General features: G+C 51.0%; 13 protein-coding genes. 5 read left to right on the top strand and 8 right to left on the bottom strand.

The window, feature by feature from the left end:
• Window positions 1–124 precede the first annotated feature (124 nt).
• Both METMI_RS0115140 and msrA read left to right on the top strand, forming a co-directional pair.
• Window positions 125–1,111, top strand: a complete 987-nt coding sequence (locus METMI_RS0115140; protein WP_232215234.1) for a LysR family transcriptional regulator — start codon at window positions 125–127, stop codon at window positions 1,109–1,111.
• 102 nt (window positions 1,112–1,213) lie between these two features.
• Complete coding sequence (gene msrA, locus METMI_RS0115135; RefSeq protein ID WP_019867138.1) at window positions 1,214–2,248, top strand: peptide-methionine (S)-S-oxide reductase MsrA; 1,035 nt, start codon at window positions 1,214–1,216, stop codon at window positions 2,246–2,248.
• Window positions 2,249–2,677: 429 nt separating this feature from the next.
• Here the strand turns inward: msrA and METMI_RS0115125 are convergent, their stop codons facing one another.
• Complete coding sequence (locus tag METMI_RS0115125) at window positions 2,678–3,643, bottom strand: ankyrin repeat domain-containing protein (protein WP_019867136.1); 966 nt, start codon at window positions 3,641–3,643, stop codon at window positions 2,678–2,680.
• A 664-nt stretch (window positions 3,644–4,307) separates the two neighbouring features.
• Here METMI_RS0115125 and METMI_RS0115120 point away from each other — a divergent pair.
• The 3 genes from METMI_RS0115120 (at window position 4,308) to METMI_RS0115110 (ending at window position 7,366) form a co-directional block, all read left to right on the top strand.
• The gene (locus METMI_RS0115120) at window positions 4,308–5,510 is read left to right on the top strand and encodes an NAD-dependent formate dehydrogenase (protein WP_019867135.1); all 1,203 of its coding nucleotides are present in this window, start codon (window positions 4,308–4,310) and stop codon (window positions 5,508–5,510) included.
• 602 nt (window positions 5,511–6,112) lie between these two features.
• Complete coding sequence (locus METMI_RS0115115) at window positions 6,113–7,042, top strand: DnaJ C-terminal domain-containing protein (protein WP_019867134.1); 930 nt, start codon at window positions 6,113–6,115, stop codon at window positions 7,040–7,042.
• Window positions 7,043–7,048: 6 nt separating this feature from the next.
• A complete protein-coding gene (locus METMI_RS0115110; RefSeq protein WP_019867133.1) occupies window positions 7,049–7,366 on the top strand; it encodes a chaperone modulator CbpM in 318 nt (105 codons plus the stop codon).
• 303 nt (window positions 7,367–7,669) lie between these two features.
• Here METMI_RS0115110 and METMI_RS0115105 read toward each other — a convergent pair whose 3' ends face one another.
• The 7 genes from METMI_RS0115105 to METMI_RS0115070 form a co-directional block, all read right to left on the bottom strand.
• Entirely contained in the window at window positions 7,670–8,287 is a 618-nt protein-coding gene (locus tag METMI_RS0115105; protein WP_019867132.1) for a nuclear transport factor 2 family protein, read from the bottom strand.
• A 103-nt stretch (window positions 8,288–8,390) separates the two neighbouring features.
• Complete coding sequence (locus METMI_RS0115100; protein ID WP_029151731.1) at window positions 8,391–9,344, bottom strand: UDP-glucuronic acid decarboxylase family protein; 954 nt, start codon at window positions 9,342–9,344, stop codon at window positions 8,391–8,393.
• A 12-nt stretch (window positions 9,345–9,356) separates the two neighbouring features.
• Window positions 9,357–10,529 carry a glycosyltransferase family 4 protein gene (locus METMI_RS24280; RefSeq protein WP_019867130.1) on the bottom strand — a complete coding sequence of 391 codons (1,173 nt, stop codon included), beginning with the start codon at window positions 10,527–10,529 and terminating at the stop codon, window positions 9,357–9,359.
• A 425-nt stretch (window positions 10,530–10,954) separates the two neighbouring features.
• Entirely contained in the window at window positions 10,955–12,322 is a 1,368-nt protein-coding gene (locus METMI_RS0115085; RefSeq protein ID WP_019867128.1) for a tetratricopeptide repeat protein, read from the bottom strand.
• Between the two features lie 442 nt (window positions 12,323–12,764).
• Window positions 12,765–14,102, bottom strand: coding sequence for a L,D-transpeptidase family protein (locus METMI_RS0115080; protein WP_019867127.1), 1,338 nt, complete (start codon window positions 14,100–14,102; stop codon window positions 12,765–12,767).
• Window positions 14,103–14,264: 162 nt separating this feature from the next.
• Window positions 14,265–15,206, bottom strand: coding sequence for a glycosyltransferase family 2 protein (locus METMI_RS0115075; protein ID WP_019867126.1), 942 nt, complete (start codon window positions 15,204–15,206; stop codon window positions 14,265–14,267).
• Window positions 15,199–16,401, bottom strand: a complete 1,203-nt coding sequence (locus METMI_RS0115070) for a glycosyltransferase family 4 protein (protein WP_019867125.1) — start codon at window positions 16,399–16,401, stop codon at window positions 15,199–15,201. The genes METMI_RS0115075 and METMI_RS0115070 overlap by 8 nt, the downstream gene beginning before the upstream one ends.
• Window positions 16,402–16,491 lie beyond the last annotated feature (90 nt).

The raw sequence follows: 16,491 nt of genomic DNA, 5'->3' as shown, positions 1-16,491 counted from the left end.
TTTGTCGCATTTGATACAGATAGCGGCAATGCCTGAAAATAGGCCATTCGCCTTACCTCCACCAAGGCTGTTGGTTTTTTATGGGCCTGGGTCAATTGGGGGCTGTCATTCTATGGCGTTTGCTTTGGCAATCCCAACCCTTAACCTTACTGGCCATCACCGCATGTTTATCCGCCAAATCCACTATCTGCTCGCCCTTGCCAAAACTGGCCATTTCGGTCGTGCGGCGCAAACCTGCCACGTTTCCCAACCCGCCTTGTCCACCGCGCTACAGCACCTTGAAGAAGAGCTTGGCGTCACTATCATCAAACGCGGGCAACGTTTCCAGGGCTTTACTGAAGAAGGTGAACGGGTGCTGCAATGGGCGCGGATTTTAGCCCAAAACTGGGAAGGGATGCGGCAAGCGGCGGCGCAATACAGCCAACAACTGACTGGCGTGTTACGGATCGGCGCGATACCGACCACGCTGCCCGTCACGCCGTTATTGACGCAACCTTGCCAAGCCGGATACCCCGGTATCGCCATCAAATTGCTATCCCTTTCCGCCGAAGAACTCATCCGGCAATTGGACAATTTTGAGCTGGACTTAGGTTTGACTTATCTGGATGACCCCCGTCTGAAAGGCTTCAAGACCCTGCCGCTGTATCTTGAACGCTATGTGCTGCTGGCCCGTAACCCTGCTCCCTGTTTGTTGAAAAGTGCTTTGCATTGGCGCGATATTGCCAGCTTGCCTTTATGTTTGTTGACCCAAAACATGCAAAACCGCCGCCTGATTGATGCCGCCTTTCGGGAAGCAAACGTGATCCCAAATGTCATGCTGGAAACCGATTCCATCTTCGCCTTATATGCCCATGTCCGCAGCGCCGGATTATATTGTGTGGTCCCGCACAGCATGTTGAACCAGTTCGCCCTCCATGAGGACATCACCGCATTGCCCTTAACACCGGAACTGTCAAGGGAGGTAGGGCTGATCGTCCGCCGCCAGGATTTGCCGTCCCCCATCCAAGATGCCGCCTGGAACATAGCCCGGCAGTTGGATTTGCAACACCGCTTCGATTCATTGATGGCGGCTGGCCATCTTACCCTCCGGCAAAGCGCTGCTGTAAGGTAAGATGGTTTCATTTGCAACAATGGCAATTACGGGTATAACGTTTGCAACTAACAACATTAACCCAAATTGCTTTATAGGTAGCTGAATTTGAAAGCAAGATATATGAATAGATGGCTGCGTGCATTTTGGGCCTTACTCACCCTAAGCCTGTTAGTGCTTCCCGCCGCGCTGTTGCCTAACTCGGCCTTAGTGGCCGGTAACCCTGCCAACCCTGCGTTGGACAAAACCAAGGTCGGCCCGGATACCCCTTATATCGTCTTGGGCATGGGCTGTTTTTGGGGGGCGGAAAAACGTATGCAAGCTTTGGCGGGCGTCTTGGATGTTGAGGCCGGTTACGCGGGTGGCGATATTGCCAATCCCGGCTACGAAACGCTGCATGACACCGAAGCGGCCATACAACAAGGCCAAGCCATAACAAACCATGCCGAAGTGGTGAAGGTCTATTTCGACCCCCAGCAAACCACGCTTGAGCGGGTCTTGATCCAATTTTGGGAAAGCCACAATCCCACCCAAGGCAACCGTCAAGGCAATGACACGGGCAGCAATTACCGCAGCGCCGTGTTTTACCGGACGGATGAAGAACGCCAAATGGCGGAAAAAACCCGCGCCATTTATCAAGGCAATTTAAAAACAGCGGCCATCGCCGAAGCAATCACCACACAAATTGCCCCGCTAAAAAACTACACGGCCGCCGAAGATTACCATCAGGATTATTTGCAGAACAACCCGCTGGGTTATTGCGGTTTGGGCGGGACTGGCGTGGCCTATGCCGACCCCGCCAGCGGCATCAATCCCCACACCCCGTTAACGGGAAAAAACGCCACCACCGAACCGAGTTGGCAAAACAGCCAACTGAACGCCGCAGAACAATTGATTGCCTTTGAGTCGGTCGAATGCGGCTACTGCCGATTATTCGACAAAGAGGTGTTGTTGAATTGGAAGAACCCCATCCCCATCGTCGCCACCCATGCAACCACACCGCCAAACGGCTGGACGCTGACCCAGCCCTTATTTGCCACGCCAACCATTGTGTTGTTTAGAAATAAGCAGGAAGTGGCCCGTTACACTGGCTATCAAGGGGCGGCGGCATTTTGGCAATGGTTGGGTGGGGTGGCATCCGGCAAGGCCATGCCCTAATCCGTGTCCATGAAATTTTCATAGTCGCTGGCCGTTAAAATAAAACTAGTCAGGATAAATTTATCTGAAAGCAGATATAGGTAGCTATGGATTGGTGTAATTTTGACCGACGGATGGCGACCCATAGCTGCCTGCTGCAATAGCGATGTTTGTCGGACTGCTATCGTCTACAAAGCTGACATAAACATCAGCAACATCAAAAATTATATGTTGAAGTGGCTGACAGATCCTTTGGATGAAGTGCCGCAACCTGAACGACAATAACTTGTTCTCAGGAGCTATAGGTTGAGGATTATGTAATTCGGAACCCTAAAATAACGCTGATAAAAAATTTGATACGATTTTCGTAGGTTCAGAGCTACACGGTTAAGTAGCAGCATGCGAGTAATTTCCACATGGCATCCTTTTTTGGCTATACCCAATGTAGGCTCAGCGGCATAGTTGTTTAGCTTTATGGTCGGGATCTGCTCCGGCATTCAGAAGCAATTGAATCATGGTGGCATTTTTATGGAGTACTGCCATGTCAAGCGCTGAGTCGCAGAATTTATTAGTCGCGTTGACTGCGGCTCCGTGGTCTATAAGCAACTGCACCAATTTCTCATTGCCGTTTTGGGCAGCCGTTACAATCACTGGGTTGCCGCTCAGTGAATCCCTAAAGGTATAGTCCGAGTCCACCTTAACACTGCCGTGACCACTTTTGTTCTCCCGTGTATTAGGATTGGCGCCTTGCTCTAGCAGGGTGTGCGCAGTCTCCACATGGTTGCGTCGCACAGCAATGTGCAGAGCATCCAAACCTGCTTCATCTAAGGCATTGATGTTTGCATCTTCCGCAAGCAGTTGTTGCACCTGCGTTGTATCCCCCTCGTAAGCTGCGAGCAATAGAGCCTGGGATTTCGGGCCGATATTAAAATGGAAATGGAAGTGGAAACGTCCTTGCTGTTCATCCCATAATATGGCGCCAGTCAATGCCGTTAGTAAAGACGCTACCATGAATACCATTTGTATTTTTTTGTTTGTAACGCCATAAGAAAGTGTGACATTCATTGCTGTGACTGCGGCATAGATGAAGGAGACAGTGACGACGATAAAGGTGGATGCAAAGCCAAACACAGTAGAGCCTATGACAAATACCAAATAGGCTAACGTCAAACAAGACAGGATTATTAAAATTGGCTTCTTGTCGCTGGTGCGAATGGTTAGGATAATTGCGTTTACTGATGTCGCAAGCACTGAGAGCAAAGCGATAAGCGTAATGGGCCAGATTAGAATAAGTAGGAATCCAAACTCGGGATCATCCAGAACATCATAACGCACTGATACAGCAGTCAATAATGCAATGAGTAGCGAGTTAAGGAGAAAGACGGCTTCCGGTTGGCGTTTAGTCGGACTTTTCATCGAATTCACCCTGTTGGTGTAGCCAAAACTCTAACATACCATAGTGTAGAGTTGTTCAATTAGATGCTGTGATTGTCTGTAATTGTTAAGGGTTGATAGATCGCTACTCCGCATATTCCCGGGTTCTGCATATCCTCGAAAAGATAAAAATTAGCAATGGAACTCAAAGTGGAGATTAGGGTAAAGATTTCTGACTCTCTGGACTTTCAAAAAATCACGCCAAGCTTTAAAAAAAATATAACATATTGATTTAAAATAACTATTGCATTAATCAGAATTCTTTTTTAGAATCATGGGTAGCAAGTCTACGACTGGTTTAGCACAGATAACAGCCACTCAATTTCCATGAATTTTGGCATACTGACCGGCAGAAAATGGCCGAAACCGCCCTACCACTCCCAATAATTGCCAATGACGGCTTGTGTCTGGTAATAATTAACTTTAGGACAAAACCCCATTAGTTCTGGTGGGCAAAACACCATAAGCACTTGCCAAACAACATGTGATAAACCGTTAATAACCGCAAACTATCAAGCCATACCTGCAAACGATTGGACGTCCCGCGTCGCTAACGCAGACAATACGGTTACCCGGCCGGGATACACTTGGGCATACCGCAAAACGGACTGCCTAACCATCCAATCAAAATTCAGGTAATAATAAAATGGCTAAAATTGTTTGTGTGCTTTACGACGACCCTATCGGCGGTTATCCCACTGCTTATGCGCGTGATGATTTGCCGCAACCGGAACGTTACCCCGATGGGCAAACCCTGCCTACCCCCAAAGCCATAGATTTCCAGCCCGGCGCATTGCTAGGTAGCGTGTCCGGCGAGTTGGGCCTGCGTAAATATTTGGAATCTAATGGTCACCAACTGGTGGTGACGTCCAGCAAAGACGGTGCCGACAGCGTTCTCGACCACGAACTACACGATGCTGAAATCGTCATTTCCCAACCGTTCTGGCCCGCTTACATGACCGCCGCACGTATCGCCAAGGCCAAAAACCTGAAAATGATCGTCACGGCGGGCATCGGCTCCGACCATACCGATTTGCAGGCGGCCATGGAACGCGGCATCACCGTGGCCGAAGTCACCTACTGCAACAGCAACAGCGTCGCCGAACATGTCGTCATGATGACGCTGGCGTTGGTGCGCAATTACCTCCCGTCTTACCACTGGGTCATTAAAGGTGGCTGGAATATCGCCGACTGTGTGGCGCGTTCTTATGATTTGGAAGCGATGCATGTCGGCACGGTTGCCGCCGGACGTATTGGATTGCGGGTGTTGCGCTTGCTGAAACCGTTCGATGTGAAGCTGCATTATCTGGACCGCCACCGTTTGCCGGAAGCGGTCGAGCAGGAACTCAACCTGACTTACCACTCCAGCCTGGAAAGCTTGACCAAGGTCTGTGACGTGGTGACGTTGAACTGTCCGCTGCATCCTGAAACCGAGCACATGATTAACGAAGCAAGTTTGAAAAACTTCAAACGCGGCGCCTATTTGATTAACACGGCACGCGGCAAGCTGTGCGACCGTGACGCGATAGTCAACGCGCTGGAAAGTGGACAATTGGCGGGTTATGCAGGTGATGTCTGGTTTCCGCAACCCGCGCCGAACGACCATCCGTGGCGCACCATGCCCAACCACGGCATGACCCCGCATATCTCCGGCACGAGTTTGTCGGCACAAACCCGTTATGCGGCGGGTACGCGCGAAATTCTCGAATGCCATTTCGAAGGCCGCCCCATCCGCGACGAATATTTGATTGTCCAAGGCGGGCAATTGGCGGGGGCCGGTGCGCATTCCTACAGTAAAGGCAATGCTACGGGCGGTTCGGAAGAAGCGGCCAAATTCAAGAAAGATTGATTGGCCACAGAGCCTGAACCAGGGATGCGGTTATCACATCCGTATCCCTTTTGGCCAAATTGCGGGCATAATCATAAATGGAGGCAATGGCCGTCCGCCCAAACCCAGTTACCTGGCAACCCTTGCCAATCAGCAAAATAAGTGTAACCGTCCAGAAGTCTTTTGACATTTTGTACCAACCACGAAGGATACGAAGATCACGAAGCTACCATTTCTTCGAGGTGAACAAGGGGGGAGAAAATCAAATTAAAAGACTTTTGCCCGCTTACTTAGCCCCCCCCCTGCAAAGGGGCAAAACAGGCTTATCAAACTGCTGTACCAACCCCGTTTGGCCATAAGCCGTTGTAAATCACCTTCGGACGGCTACCCTCCTTTTTGAAATCCCGCCCCAAGGGCTATTGCAAACTGCCAAAGCTGGCCTACAATGATTTCCCATACCGCCCGGACTTAAAGAAAACAGATTCGGCGGCTGGTTGGGGATGATACGAGGTGAACAGGGTTCTTTACCGCCCGAAGCTGACTACTTATCGGTAAGCCTCCCATCTACGCCCAAGGGGGCTTATCAACAGGCATTTCATTGTAATTGGCTAGAGACCACCATCATGCAATACAAAGATTACTATAAGGTCATGGGCTTGTCGCGGGATGCCAGTCAGGACGACATCAAACGCGCTTACCGTAAACTGGCCCGCAAATACCATCCCGATGTCAGCAAAGAAGCCAATGCCGAAGCCAAATTCAAGGAATTGGGGGAAGCTTATGAAGTCCTCAAGGATCCCGAAAAAAGGCTGGCTTATGACCAACTCGGTGCGAATTGGAAATCCGGCCAAGACTTCAGGCCGCCGCCCAACTGGGATGAAGGCTTTGAATTCAAAGGCGGCGACACCAATAGCTTTAGCGATTTTTTCGAGCAGTTGTTTGGGCAAAAGGGTTTCCACGCCACGGGGCAACAACACGGTGGCCATGCGCGTGGGCAGGACAGCCATGCCAAAATCCATATTGATCTGGAAGACAGTTTTCACGGGGCGACGCGCTCCATTTCTTTAAGCACACCGGAAATGAACGCGCAAGGCCAAGTGCAGCTTAAGCACAGGAACCTAAATGTCAAAATCCCCAAAGGCATAAAGCCAGGCCAACATATCAAGCTGGCAGGCCAAGGCAACCCAGGCTTAGGCAGCGGACAGGCGGGTGACCTGGTCCTTGAAATTGAATTTAACCATCACCCGCTCTACCGGGTTTCCGAAACCGATGTCTATCTGGACCTTCCCGTCACCCCTTGGGAAGCGGCTTTGGGTGCAAAAATCAAAGTGCCCACACCGGATGGTTATGTTGACCTGAAAGTGCCGCCCAATTCCAAACAAGGCGGCAAACTGCGTTTGCCAGGCCGGGGGCTACCCGCCAAAACGCCCGGTGATTTTTATATCGTGCTGCAAATTGCCTTGCCGCCCGCCAATACAGATGCGGCCAAAGCCGCCTACCAACATTTGCAGCAGGCGTTTGACTTTAACCCACGCCAGTCTCTGGGAGTGTAGATACCGATGAACTCAAACAATCTCTATGTCATCCACACCGGCACGATCATTGAGGATGACACGTTAACTTTAGAACAGTTGTGCAATGCCTGCGGCGCCCCTACCGACTGGGTGATCAGCTTGGTCGATGAAAGCATCATTGAACCCGATGGTGGAGAAGTCCATTCATGGCGTTTTTCGGGGGACAGCCTAGTGCGGGTCCGTTCCGCCCTTAGTTTGGAACGTGATTTGGGCGTAAACTTGCCGGGCATCGCTCTGGCCCTGGATTTAATGGAAGAACTGGAGCGTTTACGTGCGCAAATAAAAGTAAAATGCCCGGTCTGAGGATATAAGATTGGCCGATTTTGAAGATTTCAATATTGGATGTAGGAAGGTGTGCAGTCTTTCTGCACACCCTTTTCAAATACTTGAAGTTTTAGCCATGATGACTTAACTGCTGTCATGATCGCTGACATTAATCAGCGCGGTGGTTTGGCGTGAGGAACAAACCACCAACGCATCTAAGCCGCAAATGTTGGGGTTCGCAAACCCACCACCGACCTACCATCTAATAACCGAAAATAAAACATAACCATCGGGCCATTCAAACCTAACACACCAACTCACCAGACTTTTCAGGGGAAACAGTTAGATGCTGTCAGAACGGGGCTGCTGTTTTTCAGGCGGGGCGGGGGTTTCCAGTTGACGGCGAAATTCCTCCAATTGCCGTGTCAATGCTTCACCGAAGGATTGGATTTGCTTCTCAAACAAAGGGATCTGTTGTTCCAGCCCCTTGTTAATGGCTTCGCCTATCCCTTGCAAACTCTTAAAAATATCCCCGAAAGGCAGGCTAAAAAGATTATTGAGCGTTCGCTGATAATCGACTTTCCATCGGCCATTTTCTTGTAACAAAACGCTGTCAAAAGACAACACCTTATTGTTGCCAGGTTTTGTTAACGTCATGGTCGTCGATACCCTTGCATTGGCACCGTCGATTAAAACCGCCCCGGTCTTTACAGCCGCCCCTTCTAGGTTTTGCTGTTTAATTACAAGATGTTGGCTCTCCTCGGTAGCATATTTCCTGGCCGAATCAATATCCCCTTCCGCCATCGCTTCCCAAAATGCCGTAGTGGCCTGTTCTGGGGTTAATACGTCCTGGCAGCCACCCAGCAAGAACAATAGGCTTAAAAATACCGCCAATCCGGCCAGGCTTTTCTTGGTATAAAAATAGGAAAAATGCTTTAACGGCATGTTAATTGTAGCCATCGGAAACTCCAGGAATTTGCAGCAAATTCAAGAAAAAATTATTTGAAATAGTCAAAAGCCTAGCAGGTGGGGCAAAAGCCAGTTTATGGCATTGATGCCGTTGCTAGGCTGAAAGGTATTGTTCGAAATGCCTGACCGTCAATTCCAGCCCCTCTTCTAGCGAAATTTTAGGGCTCCAGTTAAGGGTTCCTGTTGCCATAGCAATGTCGGGTTGGCGTTGGCGCGGGTCATCGGAAGGCAAAGGCTTAAACACGATAGCCGATCGGGAGCCCGTGATCCGTATGACCAGCTCGGCGAGCTGGTAAATGGTGAATTCCTTAGGGTTGCCCAGGTTCATGGGGCCTGTGATATCGTCAGGTGTGTCCATCAAGCGTAAGAGGGCTTCGACCAAATCGTCGACGAAACAAAAAGAGCGGGTTTGCATCCCGTTCCCGAATAGGGTGATAGGTTCGTTTTGCAAGGCCTGCATAATGATGTTCGAGACCACCCGGCCATCGTTCGGGAGCATCCTTGGCCCGTAAGTGTTAAATATCCGGGCGACTTTGATCCGTAAATGGTGTTGCCGGTGGTAATCAAAGAACAGCGTTTCAGCGCAACGCTTGCCTTCGTCATAACAAGACCGTAAACCGATGGGATTGACTTTACCCCAGTAACCCTCATGTTGCGGGTGGATTTCCGGATCCCCATAGACCTCGCTGGTTGAGGCCTGGAGCACTTTGGCCTTGACCCGTTTGGCCAAACCCAGCATATTGATGGCGCCTAAAACAGATGTCTTGGTCGTTTGCACCGGGTCAAACTGGTAATGGATGGGTGAGGCCGGGCAAGCCAAGTTAAAAATCTCGTCCACTTCAACATAGAGGGGAAAGGTCACGTCGTGCCGCTGAAGCTCGAAATGGGGGTTACCGATCAGATGTGCGATATTGTCCTTCGTCCCGGTAAAAAAATTGTCCACGCATAGGACATCATCCCCCCTCTCCAACAAACGTTCGCACAAATGGGAACCCAGGAATCCGGCCCCTCCAGTCACCATTATCCGTTTTCGTATAAATTTCGGCATATTTTTTCCTGATTAAAGCGTTTGTCCAAAAGCCCCGGATCCAGCGGCCCTATGGATAACTTTCGCGGCTTGTTTGCCCCATGCATCCCAGTTTAGGTCAGTATCAAAACGTGCCCGGCTTGCGTTGCTTAACTCATCCAGGTATGCGGGGTTACGCCAAAGTTCTGCGATTGACTTGGCATAATCCTCGCCGCTGGCGTCCAAAGGGAATAGCCGCCCCGTCTCCCCATCGCCAACCACCGAAGGGACTCCCCCCGTCGCCGTTGCAAACGCCGGAAGCCCATAGGCCGCCGCCTCGCAAAACACAATCCCCATGCATTCCGCGCGGGTGGGCAAAATGAAAATATCTGAATCCAGGTAAAGTTCGGACAGTTGTGTGCGTTGGGCCGGATCGTTCTTATTAAGGAACGGGATTACCGTCAATGCAGGATGTGAAACACCAGCAGGGGGGACACATCCCACGATGGTGAGGCGGGCCGGGATGCCCATACGTCCAAGGGCAACCAAGGTATCAAAAGCCACCGGCCCGCCTTTCCTTTGCCACTCCACACCGACGAACAGCAAGCGGAGGCATTCTCCGCGCCGGCGCCGGGCAATATCTTCCCGCAAAGGCAAGGCATCAACGTTGGCACCCATGGGGAAAATATGGACGTTCCCCCCGTCCGCCCCATAGTCTTGGATTGCTGAATCTGCGGCCCATCTGGACGGATAAATCAATTGCGCCGCTTTTTGGATTGCCAGCCGTTCCGTGAGATTGGCCTCGATCCTGGAAATGGCCATGAACTCCGAATATCCGGGGTAATACCCCAACATCGCCGCCATTGTGGCGTCGGACATATAGACAATCGGGATGGGGGTCTTGAGCATGGCAATTTCTGTGGAGGCCACAGGGGCAAAAATGACATCGACCGGATTTTGCCGCAACCGTGCGTTGAACAATCGGGCATAGCCCATCGACAGGTAAAGGCTATGGCTACAATCGTAGCCCTTACCGAACCACTGCCTGGCTTTCCAATCTACGGTCTTAACGTGGTCTTCACGTCCGGTCAAGGCCGGCCCTAATGGAATGACCTCCCCGGCATGCCGCTCCAGTGAACTTGCCAGATAATGGATAATCCCCGACCACGCCCGCCGGTCCGCCGGATCATGGGCCGTTAAAAAACCTATTTTAAGTTTGTGCTTCATCAATAACGGATCCTTGAGGCCTTGCCCATATCATTTTTAAGGTGGTTTGGGGATTTTGTGGCAAACGGTTAAAAAGATAAAACCCGTAAGACACATACCGTAGGGTGCAATAGGCGACAGCCGTATGCACCGCATGTTGGCCTTCAATCATCCGGCGCATTACGCTATCGAGACTGTGAAAGAATTATTTTATGTCCACGAAAATCACGAAAAAACACGAAAGTGTAAAACCAGATTAAATATAAGTTATTGAAAGTTAACATTTAATTGTTTAGTGTTTTTCGTGGACAATCATTAATTCTTAGAGCATTTTGCAATTCTTTCACAGTCTCTATCGCTAATGCGCCCTACGCGGGCTGGCTTGAAATTTTTGGTAAGGGTATTGGAACCCGTCCGTAGTGATCCAACCTCATGCCTTGGGGAATCTAATTGGACTTAAGATCCTTGGTCAACTGAATAAGGTTGTTTTGGGCCCTTGGGTTTTCTGGGTCAAGGCTAAGCGATTTTTTATACTGGATTAACGCCTCTTGATATTTTTTCTGATTACGCAAAAAGAGGCCGTAAGAGTTATAGAGCGTTGCATCCCTGGGCAAGGACTTGGATTCAAGCTCAATCGCCCGTTTATAGGCTTCTTCAGCCGCAGGATTTTCCTTAAGGGCATCGTAGGCCAACGCAAGGTTATACCAACCTAGATAGAAATCGGCTGATTGTTGGAGTATTTCCTTTAATAAAGGGATGGCCGCCAGATTGTTTTTTTCCTCTCTCCTTAACTGCCTAGCCTTTAGATACTTCGAATATAATTCCGAAGGAAGGTCGTTCTTTATTTGATCCTCTTGGTCTTCGTAGAGTTTTGTTTGCTTCGCCGTATAATCGTCACGGGCGCGTTGGGATGTATCGATTTTTGCAATCAGGGTTTCGGGGATATCCACATTATTTGCGACACCAAATAACCTGGCACCCATTTTCATTGTATTTTTACTGATTCTGATCAGGCTGTAGTACCGGTAAGTTTTATTATCGGTGCTGCTGATGTATGAACTATAAAGCTCTGCTGAATCGGCGATTAACCCCGCCAATTTCCCGGTGTCGATATTTTTGGCTTCCGGGCCGAATTGTTTTGCCATGAAATCCGCCGCATTCTGCATGGCATTTTTGTTGGCGGCCGTTTCTAGGTTTGCGATGGATTCCGAGTCGGCGGAGCCTCTGAAATATAAATAATCATTATCCTCAGGAAGCGCCGTTAGCCAATTAGGAGGGGAGTCCGCATAGGCTGAATTGACGAATTGGAATTCCAACATTGCCGTGCCATCGGCATCCAAAGCCGGCTTTGTTTCCAATTGATTGATCAGGCGAGTTTCTTTAAGAAGCACAGGAATCAACTCATTCTTGGCTTCCGCCGTTTCGGCAGCTTTAAATTTTTCAATTAAACCACTCAGCACCGCCTTCCTTAAACGCGCTTCCTTTTGGATTGTGTCGTACAGCCTATAATCCCCTTTTAGGACACTATTAGATAAAAAAGTGCACAGGGTAATAACCGCGCCGAAAACGATGGTGAGGGTTTTATATTTGACTTGGTCAATACCCTGGAGAGTGGCAATGATTGCGCCAAGAACGCCAACAATGACAATTGATGTCAAGCTGATCCAGAAAAATATCTGCCAAGTTTTTATGCTGTCATCAATACTACTGACTACGCTGTCGATTATCTCGTCCCCGTCTGCGAAACTGGATCCACAAAATACGCTGCTAAGCAATGTGACGGATATGACTATTAAAGGATATTTGGTTTTCATGGTTGCCGCTTCCTCCAAATTATGGTGTAAAAAATCTGGATAAACTTTTGCTAATTCAAAGACCTTAGTTCTAGCTGATCCAAAACCCGACCTTTTCCGAACTGAAAACCCGCCACGCCATTCTAAACCCAATCCCTTCAATCGTATCAAGGTTGACAGTTTGCCTTACGCGCCCAAGTTTATAATTATCCAGCACAATCGGCTAGCTTTTTAGTGGACGCCCCAAATTATCCAAACACGAGGACGCCACGCTCCAAGAAGGGCGGCATAACCACCGTAAAAATCTGGCTTCTTTAAAAATCTGGCTTCTTTGTTGGAAATAGCAACGCAATTGCCGCGCAAGGGAGCAGAGGCCTGTGCGGTAGCTTGATGGCTAAGGCCTTCTAAAACCAACTGGCAGTGGCTTGGGTTGTTGATCCGGCAACCCGGCTCCAAATGGCCATCAATCAACCGTAATGGTACGCGGTTTTAACGGCTCAACGTCAAAATCAAAATCCATGCGGATACGTTTGACGGCGCTCTTCAATTCTTTTTTGCTTTTAAACGGGCCGGCGATCACTAAATAGCCATTATCTTTCTGGATCTTATGGGCAGGTATCATCGGCCCTTGGTGCGTGAGCATGGCGGCCAATTTTTGCGCTTCGGTTTCGTTGTCAAAACGGCCCACTAACGCCGCCCAGTCACTGTCCGTGATGATCCCAGGCTCCGGTTGCTGGTAAAGCCGTTCAGGATGCTTAAGCAAGGTGGCGGATGCAGCCAGTTCCGTTTCACTAGGGCTGGGCACTAGGACAGGCGTGGGGATACCATCGGCCCGCTCGACAATGCGCTCGACCTTCCCCCAATCCACCGTGACATGTTGTTTGGCGCTGAGTTTACGCAAGTCTTTCAGCAGCTGTTTTTTTAGCCGGGCTTTATCACCCGACCACTTTGGCAAGGGTTCATTGGCTTCAAGATATAAGCCGCCATCCTGCCATGCCGTCAAATAAGGTTGGTGGACGATGCGCACGGGCAGCCCTACCCCGACCTTATGGAACAAAACTTCAATGTCCTCAGGATACAGCTGCACGCAACCATGGCTGATCTGCATACCGATCCCGTAGGGCTTATTGGTGCCGTGGATCAGGTAACGCTCAAACCCCAGGTTCATGGCATAAAGCCCCAAGGGGTTGTTGGGCCCCGGCCCAATTGAGCCAGGCAAGGGATCGCCTTTTTGCGCATGTTCCTGGTGGATGGAAGGCGGGACATTCCAAACCGGGTTGGCTTTTTTGGTGACGATTTGGGTCAAGCCTGTTGGCGTGTTCCAGCCTTGCCTACCGATGCCGATCGGGTAAGTGTAAACTTTGTTGGGTTCGGCTTTAGGGTAATAAAACAGCCGCATATTGGCCAGGTTTAACGTGATGCCCTGATGCGGTGTGTTTGGCAAAATAAAGCTTGTCGGTAACAGCACCCGGCTGCCCGGTGCGGGTGTCCACGGCGCCACAATCGGGTTTGCCCGGGTGATGTCGTTGTAACCTAAGCCAAAATGCCGGGCGATATCCGGCAGGGTATCGTTTTCGCGCGACTCCATCGCGGCCAATGCGCCGACCAGGGTTTGCCCGTCAGCCAACCCGAACTCATGCGTCTCCACCGACTCCGGCAGGGTTCCGTTGTCCACCTTGCTTGCCACTGGTTCCGGTTGGGTCAGCGACGGCAACGTTTGGCAACCGCTAAGGGACAAACTGGACAGGATGGCCAGGAGCAAAAGCCTGGACGGTGATAGGGATAATTGGGTGTTTGACATAAGTGTTGGCCATTGGATCGGGCGTAGGGGCATCCGGATTTTCTTTGTGGGTGGCGGGTTAAATCCGTGGCCTCTTCAGTCGTTTTATCAGGCAAATGGCGGGCAAAACAGCGGTGCCCACCCTATAGAAGATTAGTCCCATCACCTCTTTGTTGACGGGAATTACGGCAAGCTGCGGAACCAATACGTCCCATGCAGGCTAAGGCTCCTGCGCATAGCTTGCGGCAATCCCCAATGTAGCGCACCCAATTTGAACCCCAGCCATTTCAAGCCGGTACGCAATAGGGCTGACGGGACTAACCAAGGGGCGTGCTGCATCAGGTAGCGCATTTCCGAAACCACAAAACGCAGGCCCTCGCCCGATGCCCCGCCAAATATCCGTTGCAACCATGACGTCGTGGTATGGAAAACGCCGATGTCAAAATAACGCTTAAATTCGTCCCGAAAATTGTAATCATGGGAGTGGAACACTTGGGCATCAGCACAATAGGCAATTTTCCAGCCGGAAATCAACATCCTCCCTGCCACAAAGGTATCTTCATTCATGATGGTGTCGACAGGGAAGCCGCCAACTTGCATCAATGCGCTTGTCCTATAAGCGGCAAATGAATTGGAAATAAACACCGTTTTAATGCCAAAGCGTTTCCGGTCTTTCAGGCTGCGCCGTTGGCTTTCGGCCGGATAATTGAATAACCGGGCATGGGCGGCAATCGGCCCGGCGGTGCGGTGCGGCAACTGGCGCCCGTAGGCAGCGCCGGCTTGCCCGTCGTCAAACCCGGCCACCAGCTTTTCGATGGCGTCGGGGCTAGCCAATAAGGCGTCTTGGGTCAGGAACACGATAACGTCCATGTCCGACAGCAAATCCACTCCCAACTGGCGGGTTCCGCCGTGGTTAAACTCCGGCTTAGGGATAACCCGCACCTCAAAACCTTGGGCGCGGGCCATCGCCACGGTGTCATCGCTGGATGAAGAATCTATCAACAACAAAGCCTCCGGTTTTCGGGTTTGTTGTCCAAAGGCCTCCAACCACGATTCCCAAAGGCCGCCGGCATTTAAGGTGGGGACAATCAGCCCTACCTTGCTTATACCCAAAGGCTTATTCATACAAAGACTCCTCGGCTAATGGGATAGGGTTTGCGGCTTGGCCACATTCCGTCAATGCCTGCCAAACCTTATCCCCCAGTTTGACGGCATCCAGTTGTTGTTCGACATAGCTTCTACCGTTCGAAGACATCTGCTCCCATGCCAAGCGGCCCAAGGTTTGGGCTTTGCGCAACACGTCGCATACCGATGCTTCGTTCCTATCGAAAACAAAGCCAGCACCTGTGGCTTCCAAGCCATCCCAGGCCAAGCCCTTAGCCACCAAAACCGGACGCCCCGCCGCCATGGCTTCGGCGACCACATTGCCAAAATTCTCGCGCATCCCGCCTGCTTCCTCCAAGCCCGAAGGCAACACCAGAAAATGGCTGGCCGCCAGCAGATCCAAGACTTCGCCGCGTTCCAAATAGCCTTGGTAACGGATAGCGCCTTGCGCCTGTCCAACCAAAGCTTGGAATTCTTGGAAATAAGCGCCGTCCACGCTCCGCCCGGCGACCACCAAGCGGTCTGATGGCTGGCGCACTTTCAACCACGCCCGGATAAAGGCGTTGATGCCTTTTTCCTGTTGGATATGGCCCAAGAAACAAAGCTGCAGGCCTTCCCTAGTGGGGTAAGGGGCAATCGTAAAATCACGGCTGGCTATGCCATTGGGGACTAGCAAAATGCGTGAACCTTCACCTAGCACCTCGCGCGCACCTTGGGCTTCGGTATTGCTGGTGCAATGCACGGCGATAGCCCGGCGCAAGGTGGGGAACGTCAGCCATTTATAGAACAGCCATTTATGGGGTTTGTGCTGGCGTATCAAAGCCACATGCTCCGGCATCAAGCCGCCGTGCGCCGCCACCATGAACGGGCGGCGCAGCACCGTGCAAAACACCGCCGCCAGCGTGGACGGCCAGGTGGCAATGCCGTGGATATAAACCACAGGTGCTTGTACGCACAATTTGAACAGCTCAGGGATTGCGCCCAGGCCAAAGCCCCAGCGCCTGAAGCCATAACAAGGGTAAAGTTTGACCTCCACCCCGTCGCCTAGCCGCACGTCTTCGGGCCGCAATGGGCCATCGGTGGATTCGTCAGAGGCGACCAGCACCATGTTATACCCTCGTTCAGCCCACGCTTTGGTCAACACGGCGGCGGTGACGGACACCCCGCCGTAACCTTTGGCGGGGGGGATATGTGTAGTGACAATACCTACATCCATTGCATTTCTCCTAAATCTAATTGTGGTTAAACAGGCCTGGAAAAGCGTTTGTCCACGAAAAAAACGAATACCCGCAGGGGCACAAGAAGC

It is taken from the genome of Methylovulum miyakonense HT12 (genome assembly GCF_000384075.1).
Classification (GTDB): domain Bacteria; phylum Pseudomonadota; class Gammaproteobacteria; order Methylococcales; family Methylomonadaceae; genus Methylovulum; species Methylovulum miyakonense.
Note: the sequence above shows the minus strand (reverse complement) of the source record. Positions and strands in the feature narration are given on the sequence as shown.